Source organism: Myxococcus sp. RHSTA-1-4, from assembly GCF_020037125.1.
Classification (GTDB): Bacteria; Myxococcota; Myxococcia; order Myxococcales; family Myxococcaceae; genus Myxococcus.
Genome location: NZ_JAIQDG010000040.1, coordinates 85794 through 104963, shown reverse-complemented (window position 1 = coordinate 104963; position 19170 = coordinate 85794). Strand labels below are relative to the sequence as shown.

Below are 19170 nucleotides of genomic sequence, written 5' to 3'. Positions count from 1 at the left end.
GCACCGAACGAATCAACTTCGCTCGTCCTTTGAGCATGCCGGCCTTCACCTTTAGCTAATTTCCCGAAGCTGTTTAGGGTGAAGTTGGATTGTTGGACTGCAGATCACGGGCCCGCGCAGTACGCCTCCCTCGGGCCCGCCCAGTTGCATGACGCCTCCCCCGCGCACTCGCGGAGCGGGGACCACTCGCCGCCGTCGCACCGGAGCACCGCGCGGGAGTCCTTGGGAGGGGCGGAGCACCGCAGCTCCCCGGGCTCGGCGCACGGCTCCCCGACGCGGGGGGTGTGCTCGCCCGGCCACCCGACCTCGCCGTGCCCGTCGGGCGGCTGACAGCCCTGCAGCGTGAACACCAACCAGTATGCTCCGACGATAACTGCCAGGTTCTGCTTCGGTGCGGAGATCATCATCCCCTCCTTTGGTTGAAATTGAATTGCTGAACTACGAGCCGGGCTTCCACCCGGCGGGTGGAATCCAGCCGGCGGGTGGCCGGAGTGCATCCGGCTCACGCATGAGTGCCCTCAGCACGCGCAGGGGCTCGGTCGGGTCGTTGCGGAGGTCCTCCAGGGTGAAGCGGTGGACCACCTTCTTCGTGCCGGTGAAGTTGGTGTGGACCTCGAGGTTCTCCAGGTCACACACCACCAGGAGGGGAGGGTTCTCCAGGGACTCCCGGTACTGGAGGAGCTGCTGGTAGGCCTTCTCCAGGTTCTTGTGCTTGCCCTTGTACTCCCAGGCGAAGTGGCCGCGCTTCCAGACGTCGGCGAAGCCGTCCGAGCCGTCCTGTTTCTCCGCTCCCTTCTCGAAGGCGTACCACTCGCCGTGAGGGTCGGCCTCGTTCGGCGTGTCCACACCGAGCATCCGGCACAGGTCGATGTAGTGCTCCTGGGTCGCGGCGCGCTCGTTTCGCGTGCTGCCGCTCCATTTGGCTGCGAACTCCGAAGGACTGAGCGCGCGCGGCCCCATTCCCGACTGCCCCTCCGACCTCACCTCTCGCTGGGGCATCGACTCCCTCGCTCCCCGGATGATTGGTCCGGCCGCAGACTATGCGTGGTAGGTGACATCGGGGAACACAGAGGAGCCTTTCTGGGAGGGGGCTCCGGGAACTCACCGCAGCAACCCCATGAGCTTTGCTGGGACTGGAAAGGCACGGACGGCATGACGCGCATCCTCGCTGTAGCGGCCCTCCTCGCCCTCTCCCTGGTGTGGACCGGCTGTGCGACGACGCACGACGGCTCGGGCGGCACGGTGTGGGTGGGGAACGGCCTGCCCGCCGGCATGGACGAGGCCGCGCTGGAGCAGGCCACGAGCGCCGAGGCGTCGCGAGAGGTATCCCAGGTCCAGGCCGTGGCCGCTGGTGTGCACGAGGTGGGGGCGCGCCTCGCCTTCACGTTCTGGGCAGAGCGGGGTGCGCTGACGCTGGTGGCGTATGAGTCCTCCGGTCGCGGAGGCCCCATTGGGCGGCCGGTCGATGTGGACGCGACCCTCTCCTCGTTGCGGACGGTCTTCGAGACGTACGCCATGCGGCGCACCGGAGAGGTGCGGCTGGTGCTGCGGCGGCAGGAGTCGCGCTGGGCAGTGGACTACGAGTCAGGCGCTCACGCCCGGCGTCCCCCGGAAGCGAAGTCGTTGCCCGTGCGCTGGGAGGGCACACCGACGCCGGCCATCGAGTCCTCGACGGAGGAGCTGGGCAGGCTGCTGCGCGCGGTGGAGGTCCCCGCCGGAGGTGCTGCCCGGGTCGTGGCGGAGGCCCGCCTGGAGGACGGGCGTGTGGAGGGCTGGGAGCTGAGGAGCTTCCAGGTAACGCACCGGGGAGTCGGCGGTGGGGCCCGGCCAGTGTCCGAGGCGGTTCGCGGCGCGGGAGTGAAGGTGCTGCTGCCCTTCATGGAGGGGCTGGGGCCGCGCGCGGTGCGGGTGGAATGGGTGCTGGTGCACCGCGAGGGCGAGGCGCGAGCGGGAGGTTGGGTGGAGGGCGCGCGGGTGGTGCGGGCCTCACCCCCGGCCGGGCTCGACGATGACGCCGTCGCTGAGTACCGGGCGCTGCACGAGGACATCCTGCGGCGCTGGCGAGAGGGCGTGCACGAGGGGTTTTCGTGGCTGGCGCGGCGGGGCGTGGAGGAACTGGCGCTGTGGTACGTGGGAGGCGTCCTCGCCAAGAGCGCGGGCTTCTGGGCGGTGCGAGGTGGCGGCATCGTCCTGAAGGCGCTGCGCAGGGGCAAGGAAGCCGCGGCCGGCTGGCTGCGTACGATGCTGGCGCGGCTGTCGGGCGGTGAGAGGCGGGCCTTCGAGCGGCTGTGGGCGAAGGTACAGCTCGAAGGGGAGAAGGCCCTGAGCGCAGGGGAGCGGCAGGAACTACGCGCGTTGATGGCACGTATCGAGCAACTCGCTGCCTCGCCGCTGACCCCGGACGAGAAGGACATCATCAGGGCGAAAGCGCGCAGATATTACAAGGCACTTCATCCCCGCCTCGCGCCGGTCATGGACTCGCTCCCCGCACAGTGGCCGGTTCATCATCGACGTCCCCTCCAATATGCCCACCTCCTGCCTGCCGAGGACATCAATGCCGCGAGCAACCTGGCGATGGTGGAGTATCCCATCCACAGTCGCATCAACATGCTCTGGGACAAGTTCAGCAGGGCTCGGCCAGCGCCCTCGGCGGATGACGTGCGGAGGGCCGCTGGCGTGATTGATGACCAGTTCGGGCCCTGGTACCACCGCGCAGGGGGTGTGCCGACGATGAAGACGCCCGATGAGGCAGAGCAGGCCGCACTCGAAGCCCTGAAGAGGCTCTTCCCGGGCCTTGAATAGTGGGAGCTGACGCCATGGACAATGAGGTGCTACCCGGCCTTGCTCGACTATTGGCTGTCTGCACGAAGCTCGGGGCTCGGATCGTCACGACACCACCCGGGAAACAGTCCTCCCTGTCGTTCACCCGGGTGGACGGCATGCCGTTGGACCCATTGCTCGTCGCCATCTACGCCCGCCTGGGAAGCGCGATGTTCGCGGCGGACATCGATGGACTTGGCCTGTTCCAGGTGGACGATGACGTCAACGAGCTGCAGACCAGGAACGCAGCCGTTCACGAGGGGTGGCAGGAGAACTTGTTCTCATCCTTCCTCGTCTTCGGGGGGGCGCCGGGTCTGGCCCACTTCTACGCCACGGTTCCCGCCCTGGCGGATGAACAGGGGCACCAGCCGGTGGTCTGGGTCAATGCCTACGAGCAGGGATATGCCTTGCCCGTCGCCTCCACCGTGGACCGTCTCTTCGACACCTACTCTCGCTACCTGGAGGAGTTGGTCGCGCACGAGGACTTCAAGGAGGAGGGGGCGGCGGCCCTGACCTTCCCCTGGCGCACGCCCCACCTGCTGGCCCGCGACGAGCACCTGGTCCGGCTCATCAAGGAGGGGCATTTCGACCGGTGGCTCCCCGGACAGGAGGGGAGGGACTGGGCCGGTAGGGTCATCAAGGCCCACCATGACCACTTCTGAGTCGCTGAAAGTTACCGGGGTAGGGAGGTCCGGACGATGGAGGACACGACGCTTCCAGGCCTGCGTCGGCTGCTGGCCGCCTGCGAGAGGACTGGGCTCGGCTTGCGCACCAATCCTCCCGGACGGGCTCCCCCCGCGACCGGAAGGCTCGTGGGCGGCTTTCCCCTGGACCCGGAACTGGCGGCGTTCTACTCGCGGTGTGGCGGCGCGAGCTTCGCGAGCGACATCTACCTCCTGCGCGTCAACGACGAGGAGGAACAACTGGAGGAGAAGGCCCAGTGGTGGCGTGAGGAATGGCAGGACCGCGTAGGCGTGCCTCTCCTGATATTCGGGGGAGTGGCGTCCCTGGCGTATTACTTCGCCACGGTTCCGGGCCTGACGGACGCGCATGGACGCCAACCCGTCGTGCAGGTGGATACGTACAGGCTCGACGGGCCCTCCCTGTTGCCGCTCGCGTCGAGTGTAGACCGCTTCTTCGACACCTACTCGCGCTACCTGGAGGAACTGGTCGCCCACGAGGATTTCAAGGACCAGGGCGCAGCGGCCCTCAACTTCCCCTGGAAGGTGCCCCACCTCCTGGCCCGCGACGCCAGGCTCGTCCAGCTCATCCGGGAGGGGCACTTCGACCCGTTCCTCCCCGGACTGGAAGGCCGGGCCTGGGTCGCCCAGGTCCTCGCCGCCCACGACCTCCTCGCCTGACCCCGGAAACACCACGGGGCCGCCAGGCCCGGGAATCTCCCGAGCCTCGCGGCCCCGCGGGCCTCGTCCTATTCGCCGTCCGTCACACGTCCGGCGACTGGACGATGAGCTTCTCCTTGCCACACACGTCGCAGCGCACGTGGACGAAGAGGTCGTCGTCGCTCTCCTCGGGCACCTCGCCCTCGGGCACGCCCAGCTCCGCCTTCGCCAGCGCCGCCACCTTCAGCGGGATGTCCTGCGCCTTCAGCGCCTGGACGTACGTCATCTCCCGGTCATGGCACTCGCGCGTCTCCGGGCCATTCAGCCACGCCGGCTCCATGCCCTCCGGCAGCCGGCTCACCAGCTCCAGGTTGGACACCGACTCGGCCAGGTACGCCAGCCTCCGCAGCCGCGCCTCTTCCGGCAGCGCCGCGAACACCTGGAAGCCCTCGAAGAGGGCGTTGCGGTCCTCGCCCGTGGCGAGCTGCGCCAGCTCCATCGCCTGGTCGCTCGACTCCAGCGCCTCCTCCCAGTTGTTCTCCGGGTTGAAGCCCGCCTCCAGGAGCGACGTGTAGAGCTGCGTGGCCGCCAGCCGGCGCCGCGCCTCTTGCAGGTGCTCCACCACCTCGTGCGTCAGCCGCAGCTCCAGCAGCGCCCCCGTGGTGCGAGGGTCGATGGAGCCCGTCAGGTCATCCACCTCCACCTCTTCCCGCAGCGCGCCCTTCAGCACCTGCGCCGCGGAGAAGCGCGCCAGCGGCAGCACGCCCACCTCGCGCAGGTACATGGCCGCAACGGCCGCGTCCTTCGCGCCCATGCGCAGCGCCTTCTGCGCCCGCTCCACCACCGCCGGGTCCGCCAAGGGCTTCTTGTTCTCCAGCCGCGTCTTCACCGCCTCGCGGTAGAGCGTCTCCAGCGAGCTGCCCGGCGGCAGCCGCTGGGGCAGCAACGGCCGCAGGCCCGGCACGTCCAGCACCCACAGGGGGGGCACCGCCAGCCGCTTCAGCCCGCGGAAGAAGAGCGAGCCCGGCGGGTCCTGGGGCCGGAAGGGCGGCAGCTCGTCGCCCGCGGGCTCGCCCTGCATGACGGCGGCGGCCTGCACGCCGAGCGCCTTCTCCCGCTGCTCCCGGGTGAACGCGGTGATGCCCTGGGCCGGGGGCGGGGGCGGGGGCGGGGCCTCCTCCCCGTCCAGACCGACGACGCGGTCCATGTCCACGTCGTCCAGCTCCATGTCGTCGAGCCCCTTGGCGCCCGTGAAGTCGCAGCGCAGGAGCTTCAATTTTTCGAACGTGGCGCCCTCCAGGTTCGCCCCCCGGAAGTCGCAGTCCTGGAGCCGCCCACCGTGGAAGTAGGCGTTGGACAGGTCCGCGTCCCGGAAGTTGACCTTGGAGAGGTCGCACCGCTCCCACTCGGAGCCGACGAGGCCGAGCCCCGAAAGGTCCGTGTTGGCGGAGAACAGTTGACTGAAGGTGGCGCCGGTATGGTCGGACGGAACCTGGCCGGACTTGCGCAGGCGGTTCCATTCCGCCGAGCCACTCTGAAGAAGCTTCTCGATACTTGGGGCTTTCGCCATGGACCCGGGATTATTCGTATGGTCTGGTCCGCGCGCCAGCACAAATGATCGAGTACCGAATCGAAGCCGACACCGCCGGGATGCGGCTGGACAAGCACCTGCGCAAGAGGCTCCCCAACGTCCCGGTGAGCCACCTCTTCAAGATGATTCGCACCAAGAAGGTGCGGGTGAACGGGAAGCGAGCCCAGCCTGAGCAGTTGCTAGCCGAGGGAGACGTGCTCACCATCCGCGGCGACGAGCAGCAGCTCACGGCCGACGACCGTCCGAAATCGGACCGTCCCACGCCGCCGCCCCCGCCGGTGGACCCCAGCCGGCTGGTCATCTTGAGGGAGGACGACTGGCTCATGGCCGTGGACAAGCCCAGCGGCATGGCCGTCCATACCGGCAGCGGCATCACCGGCGGCACGCTGGTGGACTATGTGCGCGCCTACCTCGGCCCCAAGGCCGTCCGCAACGACTTCGCCGCCTCGCCCGCCCACCGGTTGGACAGGGAGACGTCCGGCGTCATCCTGGTGGCCAAGCGCCGCCCGGCGATGGTGCACTTCACCGAGGTCTTCACCCACGGCCACTCGAAGAAGCGCTACCTCACCCTGGTGAAGGGGAAGATGCCCAGGGACTCGGGCGTCATCGACCTGCCCCTGTCGGAGCACCAGCAGACGGCTGAGTCCAAGGCCCGTCGTGGGGTGAACATGCAGGAGGCGCTCACCCGGTGGAAGGTCGTCAAGCAATCGGGCGACGCAGCGCTCCTGTCCTGCTCCATCGAGACGGGGCGCACCCATCAGATAAGAAGGCATCTGGCCGCCATCGGACATCCGGTCGCGGGGGACAAGAAGTACGGAGATTTCGCCTTCAACCGCGACGTGCGGGCGCGCTGGGGGCTCAAACGGCTGTTCCTGCACGCCGAGCGCATTGAATTCCCGCATCCCGAAGGCGGTGGGAGGGTGGCCGTGGAGGCCCCCCTCCCACCGGAGCTGAGGGACGTGCTCAAGCGGGCCGCACTGGTGCCCTGAAGCCCGCAAGGTTCCGAAACGCGTATGGCTGACCCCAAGACGACTGACCGCAGCCGCTCGAAGCTGGTGCTCGACGGCGTCCCCCCCAAGCGCTGGTGGAAGTTCTTCCTCAAGGCGGCCGGGTGGCTGACGCTGACGGGGGCCACCGCCGCCGTGGTGGCGGTGATGGCCGTGTATTACGTGTACTCGGACGGGCTGCCCGCCATCCCCAAGGTGGACGAGTACTGGCCCCCCATCGTCACCGAGGTCTACACCGACGACGCGGTGCTGGCCGGCGAGTTCTACAACGAGCGCCGCAAGGTGGTTCCGTACGAGCGCATCCCCAAGCGGCTCGTGCAGGCGTTCATCGCCAGCGAGGACTCCAGCTTCTTCGACCACTTCGGCGTGGACGTGCTGGGCACCGCGCGCGCGGGCTTCAAGACGGTGGCCTCCAAGCTGGGGCTGCGCTCCGGCGGCATCCAGGGCGGCTCCACCCTCACGCAGCAGACGGCGAAGGCCGTCCTCATCTCCGCGGAGGGCTACAAGTCCGCCACCGCGAAGACGCTCACCCGCAAGATTCGCGAGGCCATCCTCGCCCTGCGGCTGGAGCAGGCGCTGACGAAGGAGGAAATCCTCTACCTCTACCTCAACAACGTCTTCCTCGGGCACCACAGCTACGGCGTGCAGAGCGCGGCGGAGAACTACTACCGCAAGGACGTGCGCGATTTGACGCTGGGGGAGATGACGCTCATCGCCGGCCTGCCGCAGGCGCCCAGCCGCTACTCGCCCTTCCTGCGCCCGGAGGCCGCGAGGAAGCGCCGCTCCTACGTGCTGCGCCGCATGCTGGACGAGGGCATGATTTCGCAGGCCGAGCACGACGCGGCCAACGCCGAGCCGGTGAAGGTGTACCCGGTGGAGGACGTCTTCCACGAGTTCGCGCCGTACTTCGTGGAGCAGGTGCGCAAGGACATCGTGGACCGGTACGGCAACCCCGTGCTGCTGAAGGAGGGCCTCAAGGTCTTCACCACCATGGACAGCGAGCGCCAGCGCGCCGCGCAGGACGCGGTGCTGGACGGCCTGCTGTCGGTGGACAAGCGCCAGGGCTGGCGCGGGCCGGTGCAGCAGCTCACCACCGACGAGGCCATCAAGTCCTTCCTGGACCGCGCGAAGAAGGCCATGGGCAAGGAGGAGCTGGCGGAGAACCGGCTCTACGTGGCCGTCGTCACCGCGATTGACTCCGACGGCAACGGCGCGGACGTGCAGGTGGGGCCGCACAAGGGCCGGCTGCCGCTGCTGGGCATGCGCTGGGCGCGCAAGGTGAACCCGGAGGGCTACTACCCGGCGATGATGATTTCGTCGGTGAAGAAGGCCATCGCCGTGGGCGACGTCATCGTGGTGCGCCACGTGACGAAGAAGGACCTCACGGACGACAAGGAGCAGTGGGACAAGAAGCTGGCCGAGGCGATTCCGGCGGAGGGCGTGAAGCTCTTCCGCCTGGAGCAGACGCCCGAGGCGCAGAGCGCGCTCGTCTCCATCGACCCCCACCGCCAGTACCTCACGGCCATGGTGGGCGGGTACGACTTCGACGACAACGAGTTCAACCGCGCCTTCCAGGCGTGCCGCCAGCCGGGCAGCTCCTTCAAGCCCTTCGTGTACTCGGCGGCGCTGGAGCAGCTCAACTGGACGGAAGCCACCGTCATCGTCGACTCGCCGATTGTGGAGCACGACCCGGACAACAAGGTGTCGTGGAAGCCGGAGAACTACAGCGAGGAGTTCGTGGGCGACGTGCTCCTGCGCACCGCGCTGGTGAACTCCATGAACATCCCCGCGGTGAAGACCTTCGCCGCGGTGGGCGTGAAGAACATGGCCGCGTGGAGCCAGAAGCTGGGCCTCACCACGCCCATGAACATGGACTTCTCCGCCGCGCTGGGCTCGTCCTGCGTGTACCCGGTGGACCTGGCCAACGCGTACGCCACCTTCAACCGCTACGGGCGCAAGAAGCCCACGTACTTCGTCCGCAAGATTGAGGACCGCTGGGGCCGCACGCTGGAGGACCACACCGCCTTCGACGACGCATGGGCCCCGCTGCAGGACCGCGTGGCCGCCGGCTACGCGCGCCTGTTCGAGCCGGGCGAGCAGGTGATGAGCTCCGAGACGGGCTTCATCCTCACGCACCTGCTGCGCGGCGTGGTGCTCCAGGGCACCGGTGGCCCGGCCACGAAGCTGGGCAAGCCCGCCGCGGGCAAGACGGGCACCACCAACGACTCGTTCGACGCGTGGTTCGCCGCCTACACCCGGGACCTCGTGACGGTGGCGTGGGTGGGCTATGACTTGAACCCGCACCCGCTGGGCCGCTACGAGACGGGTGGCCGCGCCGCGCTGCCCATCTGGCTCGACTACATGAAGCGCGCCCTGGAGGGCCGGCCCCAGTCCGAGTTCTTCCCGTGGCAGTCCATGGACCTGGTGCGGCTCCACATCGACAAGAAGACCGGCAAGATTGCGCCGCCGGGCTCCAAGGGCTCGGAGCTGATGTTCTTCAAGAAGGGCACCGAGCCCAAGGATGCGGTGCCCGACAAGAACCAGGTCGACGTGGACCAGTTCATGATGGGCGCGCAGTAGCGCGGAAGCGGCGGGCGGGCTCCAGGTGGCGCTCCAGCGCCGCGCGCAGCGAGGCGACGTCGGGGCCCGCCTCCAGCACGGAGCGGGTGGCGGTGGGGATGACCTGGGCCTCGCGGCCGGCGAACAGCCGCTTCAGGTCGTCGAAGCCGGCGCCCTGCGCGCCGATGCCGGGCGCGAGCATCAGCGCTCCGCCGAGCCGCTCGACGACGCCCCGGTCCGAGTCGGGGAGCGTGGCGCCCATGACAGCGCCCACCACCGGCGGCGCCTTCGGGCCGGGCTGCTCGTTCAGCTCTCGGATGCCGTCCGCCAGGGCCTCGGCCACGGTGCGGCCGTCCGCGCCCTTCGCCGTCTGGAGCGACGTGCCCTCCGGGTTGGAGGAGCGCACCACCACGAAGGCGTAGGCATTCGCCGCGCGCGCCAGCTCCACCGTCTTCGCCAGCGCGCCCAGGCCCAGGTAGGGCGAGAAGGTCGCCGCGTCCGCCTTGTAGGCGCTGTTCGGGCCGAAGAGGCTCTGCGCGTACGCGTCCATGGTGGAGCCGATGTCCCCGCGCTTCACGTCCAGCAGCGTGAGGCTGCCCTGGTCCTTGAAGCGCTTCATCACGTCCTGGAGCACGCGCAGGCCGTCGGGGCCGTGCCGCTCGTAGAAGGCGCTCTGCGGCTTCACCAGCGCCACCCGGTCTCCGGCCGCGTCCGCCACGCGCTCGCAGAACTCGCGCAGGCCCCGGGCGTTGTCCTCCAGTCCCCAGCGGGTGAGCAGCTCTTTCGACGGGTCGATGCCGAGGCAGAAGGGGGAGCGCTTTTCCGCGAGGGCGTTGAAGTTGTGGATGAAGGGCGGGGCGAGTGTCGTCACCGGTCTGCCTCCGTGAAGCGGGTGGGGAAGAAGCTCAGCGGAACCTGCGCGCGGCGGCGTCGAAGAGGGGGTTGGGCACCACCTTCAAGAGGCGCGAGGGGAGGGCGAGCTGCCAGGGGAAGTACAGCTCCGCCTCGCCCCGGAGGATGCCGCTGCCCATGCGCTCCACCGCCGCGTCCGTCTCCATGAGGAAGGGCATGGGGAAGGGGTTGTTCGCCGTCATCTCGCTCTTCACGAAGCCGGGGTAGACGCAGGTGACGCGAACGCCGGTGCCGCGCAGGTCCACGCGCAGGCTCTCCATGAAGGTGGCCAGGAAGGCCTTGGAGGCGGAGTAGGCGCCATGGCCCGCCAGCCCCCGGAAGGCCGCGAGGCTGGAGACGCCCACGAGGTGCCCTCGCCGGCGCTCCACCATCTGGGGCAGCACGGCGCTCAGCGTGGCGGCGGCGCCGGTGACGTTGGTGTCGATGATGGCGCGCACGCGCTCCCACTGGAGCCGCTTCCCGTGGGTGACGCCGCCCACGCCGGCGTTGGCCACCACGAGGTCCAGCCCGCCGCACTCGCCGTCGAGCTCGCGGATGCGCTCCAGCGTGGCGTCGGTGGCGGTGACGTCCAGCGCCACCGGCTCCACGGTGGCGCCGGCCGCCTGGGCCTCGGCGGCCAGGGCCTGGAGCTGGGGGACGCGCCGGCCGGCGGCGAACACGCGCAGGCCCCGCTTGGCCAGCCACAGCGCCAGCCCGCGGCCCAGGCCGCTCGTGGCGCCCGTCACCAATGCCGTCCGGTAGCTCATCTCCGCCATGTGTCCTCCTGGGTGCGGGAGGCTTCTCGCACGGTTGGCCGCCGCGCGGGACACAAATCCGAAGGGCCAGCCGGGGGGGGCGTGGGCCCTCGTCCCGGGAGGCGGGGTGCCTGTTGGCTGGCGGGCGCGTGGCGGGGCCGGTCGCTGGCCGCTTCCTCGGGCCGCGCCACGGGGGCGATGGCGCGAGTGCCCGCCGGTTCGCACCTTACACGCGGGGGAGGGTGCGGGCATGACGCCGTGGAACTGCGTGATGGCGGTAGATGACGACCCCGACATCCTGCTCGCCTTCAAGGACGTGCTGGAGATGGAGGGCTACGCCGTGCTGCTTGCCCGGAGTGGCCGCGAGGCGCTGGAGCTCCTGCGGAAAGGGGCGCGGCCGGCCGTCATCCTGCTCGACCTGATGATGCCGGACATCAATGGCTGGGACTTCCGCGAGCTGCAGGCTGCCGATGCCTCGCTCGCCTCCCTCCCCGTGGTGGTCGTCTCCGGGCAGGGCGTGAGCGCGAGCGACGTCGCCCGGCTCGGTGTGGACGGCTACCTCAAGAAGCCGGTGGACCTGGACCAGCTCCTGAGCACCGTCGAGCGCTACGTGCGGCCCCAGCCGCTCCAGCCGCAGCACGCGTGACGGGCACCTACAGCACGGACCAGTACGGCCTCAGCGCGTCGCGGCTGGCGATGAGCGCCTGCTTCGCGTCCGCGTGCGTCGTCCCGGAGGGGAAGCTGTCCCCGCGTCCTGCGAGCACCTCGATGCAGGCGTGCACGGACTGGGAGAGCCCCTCCAGCGAGTAGCCCCCCTCCAGCAGCAGCACCAGCCGGCCGCCGCAGACGCGCTCGGCCAGGGAGCGCATCGACGCGCACATGGCGGCGAAGCCGCGCTCGGTGACCTCCATGCCGCCAATCGGGTCATTCTGGTGCGGGTCGAAGCCCGCGGACACGAGGATGAGCTGCGGCCGGTACGCCTCCGCCATGGGCAGGAACAGCTCCTCGAAAATCATCCCGTAGTCCGCGTCCGAGTTGCCGCCGGGCAGGCCGACGTTGACGGTGTAGCCCTCGCCCTCGCCCACGCCCACCTCGGGGGCCGCGCCGGTGCCCGGGTAGTAGGGGAACTGGTGCACCGACTGGTACAGCACGTCGCGCCGCGAATAGAAGGACTCCTGGGTGCCGTTGCCGTGGTGCACGTCCCAGTCGAGGATGAGCACGCGCTCCGCGCCCAGCCTGCGCCCGGCCTCCGCGGCGATGGCCACGTTGTTGAAGAGGCAGAAGCCCATGGCCCTGCCGGGCTCGGCGTGGTGCCCCGGCGGCCGCACCAGCGCGAAGGCGTTGCGCGCGCGGCCCGCCATGACCTCCTCCACCGCCTTGATGGACGCCCCCGCCGCCAGCCGCGCCGCGTCCACGCTGTCCGGTGACACCTGGGTGTCCGGGTCGATTTGCGCCTCGTGCCCGCTCAGGCGCTTCAGGTAGGCAAGCAGCTCCGGGGTGTGCACCGCGGCCAGCTCCGCGTCCGTGGCCGAGCGGGGCACCCCCATCACCGTGCCCTCCACCGGCGCCCTGGCCAGCACGCCCAGGATGCGCTGCAGCCGGGCCGGGGACTCCGGGTGGCCGTGCCCGGGGTCGTGCTGGAGGAACAGCGGGTCGGTGAGCAGCAGGGTTGCGGTCATTACGTAGAACCTTACGCATCCCAGCGGAGGGAAGTCAGGCCCCCAGCGGGCAGAGGGGCGGGGGCGGCGCACCGGTTCTTGCCCTGCCGGGGATTCCCTCCCTACAGTGCCCGGGCTTGACTCCCCGCTTCAAGAAACCCGGCCTGCGAAGCCTGCTGCTCGGCTCCTTCGCCCTGGTGCTGGCCCTCATCCTCGGGACGCTCTACTTCGTCGTCCCGTCGCGGGTGGAGGCCTACCTCGAGGGCCGCCTGCTCGCGCATGGCGTGGCCCGGGCCGGCCAGGTCGCCACGGTGCTGACCAGCCCCTCGGACGCGGCCCTGCCGGCCAGCCTGGCGCGCCTGCACGCCGATGACGACGACTTCGACGTGATTGCCGTCCTCGCTCCGGACGGGCGGGTGGTGGCCAGCCATCCCTCGCCCCCTCCGGAGTGGTTCCAGAAGGAGCTGGGGGCGCGCCCGGCGGGGACGCCGCTGGACCGCTTCCGCTTCTCCAATGGGGACGCGGCCGTGGCCAGCCCGGTGTCGCTGCGGGAGAGCGGCGAGGGCCAGGTGGTGGTGGTGGTGAACTTCGCCGGCCTCGACGAGGTGCTCACCTCGCTGCGCACGGTGGTGCTGCTGGCGTTCGGAATCGGCCTGGCGCTCTTCCTGGTGGTGGCCTTCTTCATCTCCCGCGCCTTCATCCTCGTCCCGCTGGACGCGATGATGAGCATGGCGCGCCGGCTGGCGGAGGCGGACCTCACCGGCCGCGTGGAGGTGGGCACCCGGGACGAGCTGGGCCTGCTGGCCGAGGCGCTCAACCGCATCGCCCAGAGCTGGCGCGACACGCTGGGCCGGGTGCGCGGCGTGTCGGACGTGGTGGCCGGCGTCGTCGAGCAGATCCACCGCACCGGCACCACCGTGTCGTCCGGCGCGGGCACGGTGCAGGCTCGCGTGGAGGAGACGTCTTCCTCCATGGTGCAGATGATGGCCTCCCTGCGCGGCATCGCGGAGAACGTGGAGGTCCTCTACCAGAGCGCCGAGGAGAGCAGCTCCTCCATCATGGAGATGGCCGCCACCAATGACGAGGTGGCGGAGAACGTCCAGGCCATGGCCGCCAGCGTGGAGGAGACCACCAGCGCCATTGAAGAGATGACGTTCTCCATCAAGGAGGTGGCCAAGAACATCCAGGAGCTGGGCGCCTCCACGGAGGAGACGTCCTCGGCCATCAGCCAGATGGACGCGGCCATCGGTCAGGTGGAGGCCAACGCCAAGGAGACGGCCCGTCTGTCCGAGCAGGTCTTCGAGGACGCGCAGACGGGCGTGGAGTCCCTGCGCAAGACGCTCACCGGCATCGACCGCATCAAGGAGTCCAGCCGCACGGCGGCCACCGTCATCGACAGCCTGGGGCGGCGCATCTCCGAGATTGGCAACATCCTCAACGTCATCGACGACGTGGCGGAGCAGACCAACCTCCTGGCCCTCAACGCCGCCATCATCGCCGCGCAGGCGGGGGAGCACGGCAAGGGCTTCGCGGTGGTGGCGGAGGAAATCAAGGACCTGGCCGAGCGCACCGGCGCGTCCACCAAGGAAATCGCGGAGCTCATCCGCGCCATCCAGGACGAGAGCCGCAACGCCGTGGTGGTGATGAACCAGGGCGTGCGCAACGTGGAGGAGGCCGTGTTGCTCGGCCGCGAGGCGGAAGGGGCGCTGCGCAAAATCAACGACAGCACCCAGAAGTCCACGCAGATGGTGAAGGCCATTGCCCGGGCCACCGTGGAGCAGGCGCGCGGCAGCAAGCAGGTGACGGCCTCCATCCACCGCATCAGCGAGACGGTGCAGCAGATTTCCAAGGCCTCCAACGAGCAGGCCAAGGGCGGCGAGCAGATCATGAAGAGCGCGGAGAAGATGAAGGCGCTCACCGCCCACGTGCAGCGCAGCAGCCAGGAGCAGGCGCACGGCAGCAAGCAGATCACCCGCTCCATCGAGAGCATCAACGAGATGGTCACCCACCTCAACCGCGCCCAGAAGGAGCAGACCAAGGGCAGCGAGCAGGTCCTCAAGGCGGTGGAGACCATCAAGGGCGTGTCCGAGCACCAGACGCGCTCGGTGCGCCAGCTCGAGGAGGCCATCGACAACCTCCAGAAGCAGGCGGAAATCCTCCGCGCCGAGGTGCGTCGTTTCCGCGTGTAGGCGTGCACAGCGGGCGGGAATGGCTTAGTAGAAGGCCACATGCCCAGTGAAAGACAGGTCTCCGAGCGCGCGCTGGTGTTCCTCATCGGGGCGGTCCAGTTCGTCAACATCCTGGACTTCGTGATGGTGATGCCGCTGGGCCCGGACTTCGCGAAGGGCCTGGGCATCGCCGCGTCGCACATCGGCACCATTGGCGGCGCGTACACGGCGGCGGCGAGCGTGGCGGGAGTGGTGGGCGGCTACTTCCTGGACCGGTTCGACCGGCGCAAGGCGCTGGCGGTGGCCATGCTGGGGCTGGTGGTGGCCACCGCGGCGGGCGGCCTGGCCACGGGCTTCGCCACGCTGCTGCTGGCGCGCGTGGCGGCGGGCCTCTTCGGTGGGCCGGCCACGTCGCTGTCGCTGTCCATCATCGCGGACCTGGTACCGGTGGAGCGGCGCGGGCGGGCGCTGGGCGCGGTGATGGGGGCCTTCTCCGTGGCGTCCATCATCGGCGTCCCCCTGGCGCTGCGGATGGCGAGCTGGGGCGGCTGGCAGCTCCCCTTCTTCCTGGTGGCGGGGATGGGGCTGCTGGTGGTGGCCGGCGCCATCTTCTTCCTTCCGCCGGTGCGCGGGCACCTGACGCCGGAGCGTCAGGCGGTGAAGCCGGTGGGCGTGCTGGAGCTGCTCGGCCGCCGGGACGTGCAGCTGTCCTACCTGATGACGGCGGTGGTGATGATGGCCGGCTTCCTCATCATCCCCAACATCTCCGCCTACGTGCAGCAGACCCTGGGCTACCCGCGTGACAGCCTGGAGCTGGCGTACTTCGTGGGCGGCCTGGTGAGCTTCTTCACGCTGCGGGTGGCGGGGCCCCTGGTGGACAGGTACGGCGCCTTCCGCGTGGGCACGGTGGGCTCGGTGCTGACCCTGCTCTCCACCTACGTGGGCTTCGTGGCCTACCCGAAGTGGCTGCCGGTGCCGGTGCTCTTCATGGCCTTCATGCTGGCCATGGGCACGCGCAACGTGGCCTACAACACGCTCGCCTCGCGGGTGCCGGAGAACCCGGTGCGCGCGCGCTTCATGTCCCTGCAGTCCGCCATCCAGCACATGGCGGCGGCCGTGGGCGCCTTCCTCAGTGTGCAGCTCCTGACCGACCTGCCGGATGGCACCCTGGGCGGCATGGCCCGGGTGGCCGGGGTGTCCATGCTCCTGACGGCCCTGTTGCCCCCCATGTTGAGGGTGGTGGAGGGGCAGGTGCGTTCCAAGGAGCGGGCCCGGGCGCTGGCGGTGGCCCCCTCCAAGGGGCTGGCGGTGCCGCTGGCCCCGGAGGCCCACCCCCAGCGGTAGACGCTCCCCCCGGCCGCCTGCCGCCCGCCCACGGTAGCGGGCGGACGTCCGGACGAGACGAGCGGTTGCGCTGGCCCGCCCGGGGCGCGATAACCCAGGCTGCCTTCCGGGGAGCGCGTCAGGACATGTTCAACATCGGCGCAGGCGAAATGGTGCTCATCCTGGTGGTCGCGCTGCTCATCCTCGGGCCGCAGCGACTGCCCGAGCTGGCGCGTGGCATCGGCAAGTTCATGCGCGAGTTCCGCCGCCAGACGGACGAGGTCCGCAACGTCGTGGAGCGTGAGTTCTACTCCATGGACCAGGAAATCGCCCGCGAGCCCACCCCGCCGGTCCGTCCGGGGACGTCGTTCGCCTACAACCCGCCCACCCCCCCGCCCGTCCTGCCGGACGCCCCCGCCATTCCCGCGCCGGAAGCACCCGTCGCCGCCGCGCCGGAAGCGGGTGCTCCGGGTACGCCGGCCCCGGTGGACGCTCCCCCGGCCCCGGCAACCCAGGGGCCGGAGCTGGACGCGAAGGGAGAGCGCTCCCCGCCGGGCGCGACCCTGGAACCCGCGGCGCCGCGCGAGCCCGCGCCGCTGACCCCTGACGTGCCGGTGCCCGTTCCCGGCACGGTGGCGCGTAACGCGCCGAAACGGAGCTGAGTCCTGAGCCCCCCGCCCGTCTCCCCCGAGCCCGAGCTGCGCATGAGCCTCGCGGAGCACCTCACGGAGCTCCGCTCGCGCCTGCTCAAGTGCACCATCGCGGTGCTGGTGCTGGGCACCGTCTCGCTGCTCTTCGCCAAGCCCATCTTCGGCCTGCTGATGCGGCCGGTGCTGGACGCGCTGCCCGAGGGCAACCGCGCCCTCATCTACACGTCCGGCATCGAGGAGCTGAACGTCCTCATGAAGGTGGGCGTGTACTGCGGCATCTTCCTCACCACGCCCGTCATCCTGATGCAGCTCTGGGGCTTCGTGTCGCCCGGGCTGTACCCGGAGGAGCGCCGCTTCGCCGCGCCCTTCGTGGCGTTCGGCTCCATCGCCTTCATCCTGGGCGCCGCCTTCTGCTACTTCGCGGTGCTGCCCTCCATGTTCAAGTTCCTCCTCAACGAGGAGGAGACGCTGGCGCTGGAGCAGCGGCTGGACACGGCCCGGCTGCGCGCGGACGACGCCCTGCGCTTCCTGCGCATCGGGGAGGCGGAGCGGGCAGGCGTGCTCGCCAGGGAGACGAGCGACGCGCTGCGCGCGGCGGGCGAGGGCCAGGCCCCGGCACCGGAGCTGGCGCCGTCGGCCGCGGTGGAGCTGAAGGCCCGGCTGGACGGCCTGGGGAAGCTGGTGGACGCGGCGGCGGACGGCTTCGGCGCTCCGGCCCGGGGCGTGCTGAAGCAGGCGGTGGAGAAGCGGGCGGAGGCGGTGGCGGCGTACGGCCGGCAGGACTACGCGGCGGCGTCGGAGGCCATGGACGGCGCGGCCAGCCTGCTGGCGGGCGTGGCGCCCACCCGCACGGAGGAGCTGGCGGGGCTGTGGAAGCTGGAGAAGGAGCTGGCGGCGGCCAACGCGCTGCACGAGGCGGCGCGGTGGACGCGGCCCATGCTGACCATGCACGAGCAGCTCTCGCTGGTGCTGCTGCTCATCCTCGCCTTCGGCATCATCTTCGAGCTGCCGCTCGTCATGGCGCTCTTGGGCGTGGTGGGCGTGGTGCAGTCGAAGTGGCTCTTCAAGTACCAGCGCCACGCCTTCGTGGTGTGCCTCATCGCCGCGGCCATCATCACCCCCACCGGAGACGTGGTGAACCTGTCGCTGATGGCCGGCCCCATGCTGCTCTGCTACGAGCTGGGCGTGCTGCTGGTGTGGCTGGTGGAGCGGCGGCGGGCGCGCAACGCGGCTGAGACCGGCATCACCCCGGTGTCCTAGCGGAGGCCCCATGGTGTCTGCGCCCCGGCACCTGCGCGCCAACCTGCGCTACCTGCGGGCGCTCGTGCGCCGCTTCCGCGTCACGCTGGTGCTGGCGGCGGCGCTGTTCCTCCTGGGGCCCCTGCTGTACCACCTGCGCTACGTGGGCCCGGGCGGGGACCGCATCACCTTCGGCGAGGGCCTGCACCACGTCTACTTCCTGCTCTACGGCCAGCCGTCGCTGCCGTACGTGCACGACTGGCTCATCGAGCTGCTCAACGTGGTGATTCCGCCGGTGGGCATCGCGCTGGTGGTGGATGGCGTGGTGCGCTTCGCCTACCTCTTCTTCGCCCGGCACAAGAACGACAAGGAGTGGATTGAAGTGGTCACCGAGACGATGAAGGGCCACGTCGTGGTGTGTGGGGCGGGGCGTGTGGGCTACCGCGTCGTCGCGCAGCTCCGGGAGATGGGCAAGGACGTGGTGGTGGTGGAGAAGCGTGAGGACGCCGCCTTCGTCTCCGCGCTGCGGGACGAGCAGGTGCCCCTGCTCATCGACGACACGCGCAGCCCGCTGTGCCTGCCGCGCACCAACGTGAAGAATGCCTCCGCCATCGTCTGCGCCACGGACGACGACCTGGCGAACCTCAACATCGCGCTGGACGCCCGCAAGCTCAACCCGGACATCCGCGTGGTCATCCGCCTCTTCGACGAGGACCTGAGCGGCAAGGTGCGCGACACCTTCAAGGCGGAGGCGCTCTCCAGCTCGTCCCTGGCGGCGCCGGCCATGGCGCTGTCCGCCATGGACCCGCGCATCATCCACTCCTTCCACCTGGGCAGGCACCTGATGGTCGTCTCCCACTTCGAGGCGCGCGAGGGGCTGCCGGGGCTCGACGTCTCCAGCGTGCGGGACAGGTTCGGCGCGCTCGCGCTGTCGCTGGTGCGGGGGGAGCACGAGAAGCTCCACCCGAACGGCGACGAGGTCATCCAGCCCGGCGACGTGCTGACGCTCCAGGCCGCGTACCCGGACTACCGCCGGCTGCGTGCCTTCACGCGCGAGTCCGAGCCCCCCATCTGGTCCCACCACGAGCCGCCAGCGGTGCCCGGGCAGCGCAAGGTGGGGTGAGCCGTCACAACGCGGCCCGCCCCGCTCCACCTCTCAGAGCGGAGCC

Annotated in this window: 17 protein-coding genes; 11 read left to right on the top strand and 6 right to left on the bottom strand. The window is 70.0% G+C overall.

Annotation, left to right across the window (positions count from 1 at the left end; translation table 11 throughout):
- Positions 1-104 precede the first annotated feature (104 nt).
- Both K8638_RS37895 and K8638_RS37890 read right to left on the bottom strand, forming a co-directional pair.
- Positions 105-407: a hypothetical protein gene (locus K8638_RS37895; RefSeq protein ID WP_223759604.1), complete on the bottom strand. Its 303-nt coding sequence runs from the start codon at positions 405-407 to the stop codon at positions 105-107.
- Between the two features lie 31 nt (positions 408-438).
- Positions 439-999: a type IIL restriction-modification enzyme MmeI gene (locus K8638_RS37890; protein ID WP_223759603.1), complete on the bottom strand. Its 561-nt coding sequence runs from the start codon at positions 997-999 to the stop codon at positions 439-441.
- Positions 1000-1152: 153 nt separating this feature from the next.
- Here K8638_RS37890 and K8638_RS37885 point away from each other — a divergent pair, with 153 nt between their 5' ends.
- The 3 genes from K8638_RS37885 to K8638_RS37875 all read left to right on the top strand — a co-directional run bounded on the left by K8638_RS37885 (position 1153) and on the right by K8638_RS37875 (position 4181).
- Positions 1153-2802 carry a hypothetical protein gene (locus K8638_RS37885; RefSeq protein WP_223759602.1) on the top strand — a complete coding sequence of 550 codons (1650 nt, stop codon included), beginning with the start codon at positions 1153-1155 and terminating at the stop codon, positions 2800-2802.
- 137 nt (positions 2803-2939) lie between these two features.
- On the top strand, positions 2940-3482 hold the full coding sequence (locus tag K8638_RS37880) for a hypothetical protein (protein WP_223759601.1): 543 nt from the start codon (positions 2940-2942) through the stop codon (positions 3480-3482).
- A 150-nt stretch (positions 3483-3632) separates the two neighbouring features.
- Positions 3633-4181, top strand: coding sequence for a hypothetical protein (locus K8638_RS37875; protein ID WP_223759600.1), 549 nt, complete (start codon positions 3633-3635; stop codon positions 4179-4181).
- Positions 4182-4263: 82 nt separating this feature from the next.
- Here the strand turns inward: K8638_RS37875 and K8638_RS37870 are convergent, their stop codons facing one another.
- Positions 4264-5730 carry a pentapeptide repeat-containing protein gene (locus K8638_RS37870; protein ID WP_223759599.1) on the bottom strand — a complete coding sequence of 489 codons (1467 nt, stop codon included), beginning with the start codon at positions 5728-5730 and terminating at the stop codon, positions 4264-4266.
- A gap of 44 nt (positions 5731-5774) precedes the next feature.
- Here K8638_RS37870 and K8638_RS37865 point away from each other — a divergent pair, with 44 nt between their 5' ends.
- The gene (locus K8638_RS37865; RefSeq protein ID WP_223759598.1) at positions 5775-6740 is read left to right on the top strand and encodes an RluA family pseudouridine synthase; all 966 of its coding nucleotides are present in this window, start codon (positions 5775-5777) and stop codon (positions 6738-6740) included.
- 24 nt (positions 6741-6764) lie between these two features.
- A complete protein-coding gene (locus K8638_RS37860; protein ID WP_223759597.1) occupies positions 6765-9338 on the top strand; it encodes a penicillin-binding protein 1A in 2574 nt (857 codons plus the stop codon).
- Here the strand turns inward: K8638_RS37860 and pyrF are convergent.
- Together pyrF and K8638_RS37850 are read right to left on the bottom strand one after the other, a co-directional pair.
- Positions 9319-10188, bottom strand: coding sequence for an orotidine-5'-phosphate decarboxylase (gene pyrF, locus K8638_RS37855; protein ID WP_223759596.1), 870 nt, complete (start codon positions 10186-10188; stop codon positions 9319-9321). The two genes, K8638_RS37860 and pyrF, sit on opposite strands and share 20 nt — an antisense overlap.
- 34 nt (positions 10189-10222) lie before the next feature.
- Complete coding sequence (locus K8638_RS37850) at positions 10223-10984, bottom strand: SDR family NAD(P)-dependent oxidoreductase (protein WP_223759595.1); 762 nt, start codon at positions 10982-10984, stop codon at positions 10223-10225.
- 229 nt (positions 10985-11213) lie between these two features.
- On the opposite strand from K8638_RS37850, the gene K8638_RS37845 reads away from it, so the two are divergent.
- Complete coding sequence (locus K8638_RS37845) at positions 11214-11609, top strand: response regulator (RefSeq protein ID WP_223759594.1); 396 nt, start codon at positions 11214-11216, stop codon at positions 11607-11609.
- A gap of 7 nt (positions 11610-11616) precedes the next feature.
- Here the strand turns inward: K8638_RS37845 and K8638_RS37840 are convergent, their stop codons facing one another.
- Entirely contained in the window at positions 11617-12642 is a 1026-nt protein-coding gene (locus K8638_RS37840) for a histone deacetylase (protein WP_223759593.1), read from the bottom strand.
- Between the two features lie 116 nt (positions 12643-12758).
- Between K8638_RS37840 and K8638_RS37835 the strand changes: the two genes are divergently transcribed.
- The 5 genes from K8638_RS37835 (at position 12759) to K8638_RS37815 (ending at position 19124) form a co-directional block, all read left to right on the top strand.
- Entirely contained in the window at positions 12759-14810 is a 2052-nt protein-coding gene (locus K8638_RS37835; RefSeq protein WP_223759592.1) for a HAMP domain-containing methyl-accepting chemotaxis protein, read from the top strand.
- A 39-nt stretch (positions 14811-14849) separates the two neighbouring features.
- Positions 14850-16133: an MFS transporter gene (locus K8638_RS37830; protein WP_223759591.1), complete on the top strand. Its 1284-nt coding sequence runs from the start codon at positions 14850-14852 to the stop codon at positions 16131-16133.
- A 125-nt stretch (positions 16134-16258) separates the two neighbouring features.
- The gene (gene tatB, locus K8638_RS37825) at positions 16259-16774 is read left to right on the top strand and encodes a Sec-independent protein translocase protein TatB (RefSeq protein WP_223759590.1); all 516 of its coding nucleotides are present in this window, start codon (positions 16259-16261) and stop codon (positions 16772-16774) included.
- A 42-nt stretch (positions 16775-16816) separates the two neighbouring features.
- Positions 16817-18022, top strand: a complete 1206-nt coding sequence (locus K8638_RS37820) for a twin-arginine translocase subunit TatC (RefSeq protein WP_223759589.1) — start codon at positions 16817-16819, stop codon at positions 18020-18022.
- Between the two features lie 10 nt (positions 18023-18032).
- Positions 18033-19124 carry a TrkA family potassium uptake protein gene (locus tag K8638_RS37815; RefSeq protein WP_223759588.1) on the top strand — a complete coding sequence of 364 codons (1092 nt, stop codon included), beginning with the start codon at positions 18033-18035 and terminating at the stop codon, positions 19122-19124.
- The last annotated feature ends 46 nt before the right edge of the window (positions 19125-19170 follow it).

Coding starts and splice junctions, on each gene's coding strand:
- K8638_RS37840 (WP_223759593.1), bottom strand. CDS start 12,642: ATGACCGCAACCCTGCTGCTCACCGACCCGCTGTTCCTCCAGCACGAC.
- K8638_RS37885 (WP_223759602.1), top strand. CDS start 1,153: ATGACGCGCATCCTCGCTGTAGCGGCCCTCCTCGCCCTCTCCCTGGTG.
- K8638_RS37890 (WP_223759603.1), bottom strand. CDS start 999: ATGCCCCAGCGAGAGGTGAGGTCGGAGGGGCAGTCGGGAATGGGGCCG.
- K8638_RS37830 (WP_223759591.1), top strand. CDS start 14,850: ATGCCCAGTGAAAGACAGGTCTCCGAGCGCGCGCTGGTGTTCCTCATC.
- K8638_RS37860 (WP_223759597.1), top strand. CDS start 6,765: ATGGCTGACCCCAAGACGACTGACCGCAGCCGCTCGAAGCTGGTGCTC.
- K8638_RS37895 (WP_223759604.1), bottom strand. CDS start 407: ATGATGATCTCCGCACCGAAGCAGAACCTGGCAGTTATCGTCGGAGCA.
- tatB (WP_223759590.1), top strand. CDS start 16,259: ATGTTCAACATCGGCGCAGGCGAAATGGTGCTCATCCTGGTGGTCGCG.
- K8638_RS37850 (WP_223759595.1), bottom strand. CDS start 10,984: ATGGCGGAGATGAGCTACCGGACGGCATTGGTGACGGGCGCCACGAGC.
- K8638_RS37815 (WP_223759588.1), top strand. CDS start 18,033: ATGGTGTCTGCGCCCCGGCACCTGCGCGCCAACCTGCGCTACCTGCGG.
- K8638_RS37845 (WP_223759594.1), top strand. CDS start 11,214: ATGACGCCGTGGAACTGCGTGATGGCGGTAGATGACGACCCCGACATC.
- K8638_RS37870 (WP_223759599.1), bottom strand. CDS start 5,730: ATGGCGAAAGCCCCAAGTATCGAGAAGCTTCTTCAGAGTGGCTCGGCG.
- K8638_RS37865 (WP_223759598.1), top strand. CDS start 5,775: ATGATCGAGTACCGAATCGAAGCCGACACCGCCGGGATGCGGCTGGAC.
- K8638_RS37880 (WP_223759601.1), top strand. CDS start 2,940: ATGCCGTTGGACCCATTGCTCGTCGCCATCTACGCCCGCCTGGGAAGC.
- K8638_RS37820 (WP_223759589.1), top strand. CDS start 16,817: ATGAGCCTCGCGGAGCACCTCACGGAGCTCCGCTCGCGCCTGCTCAAG.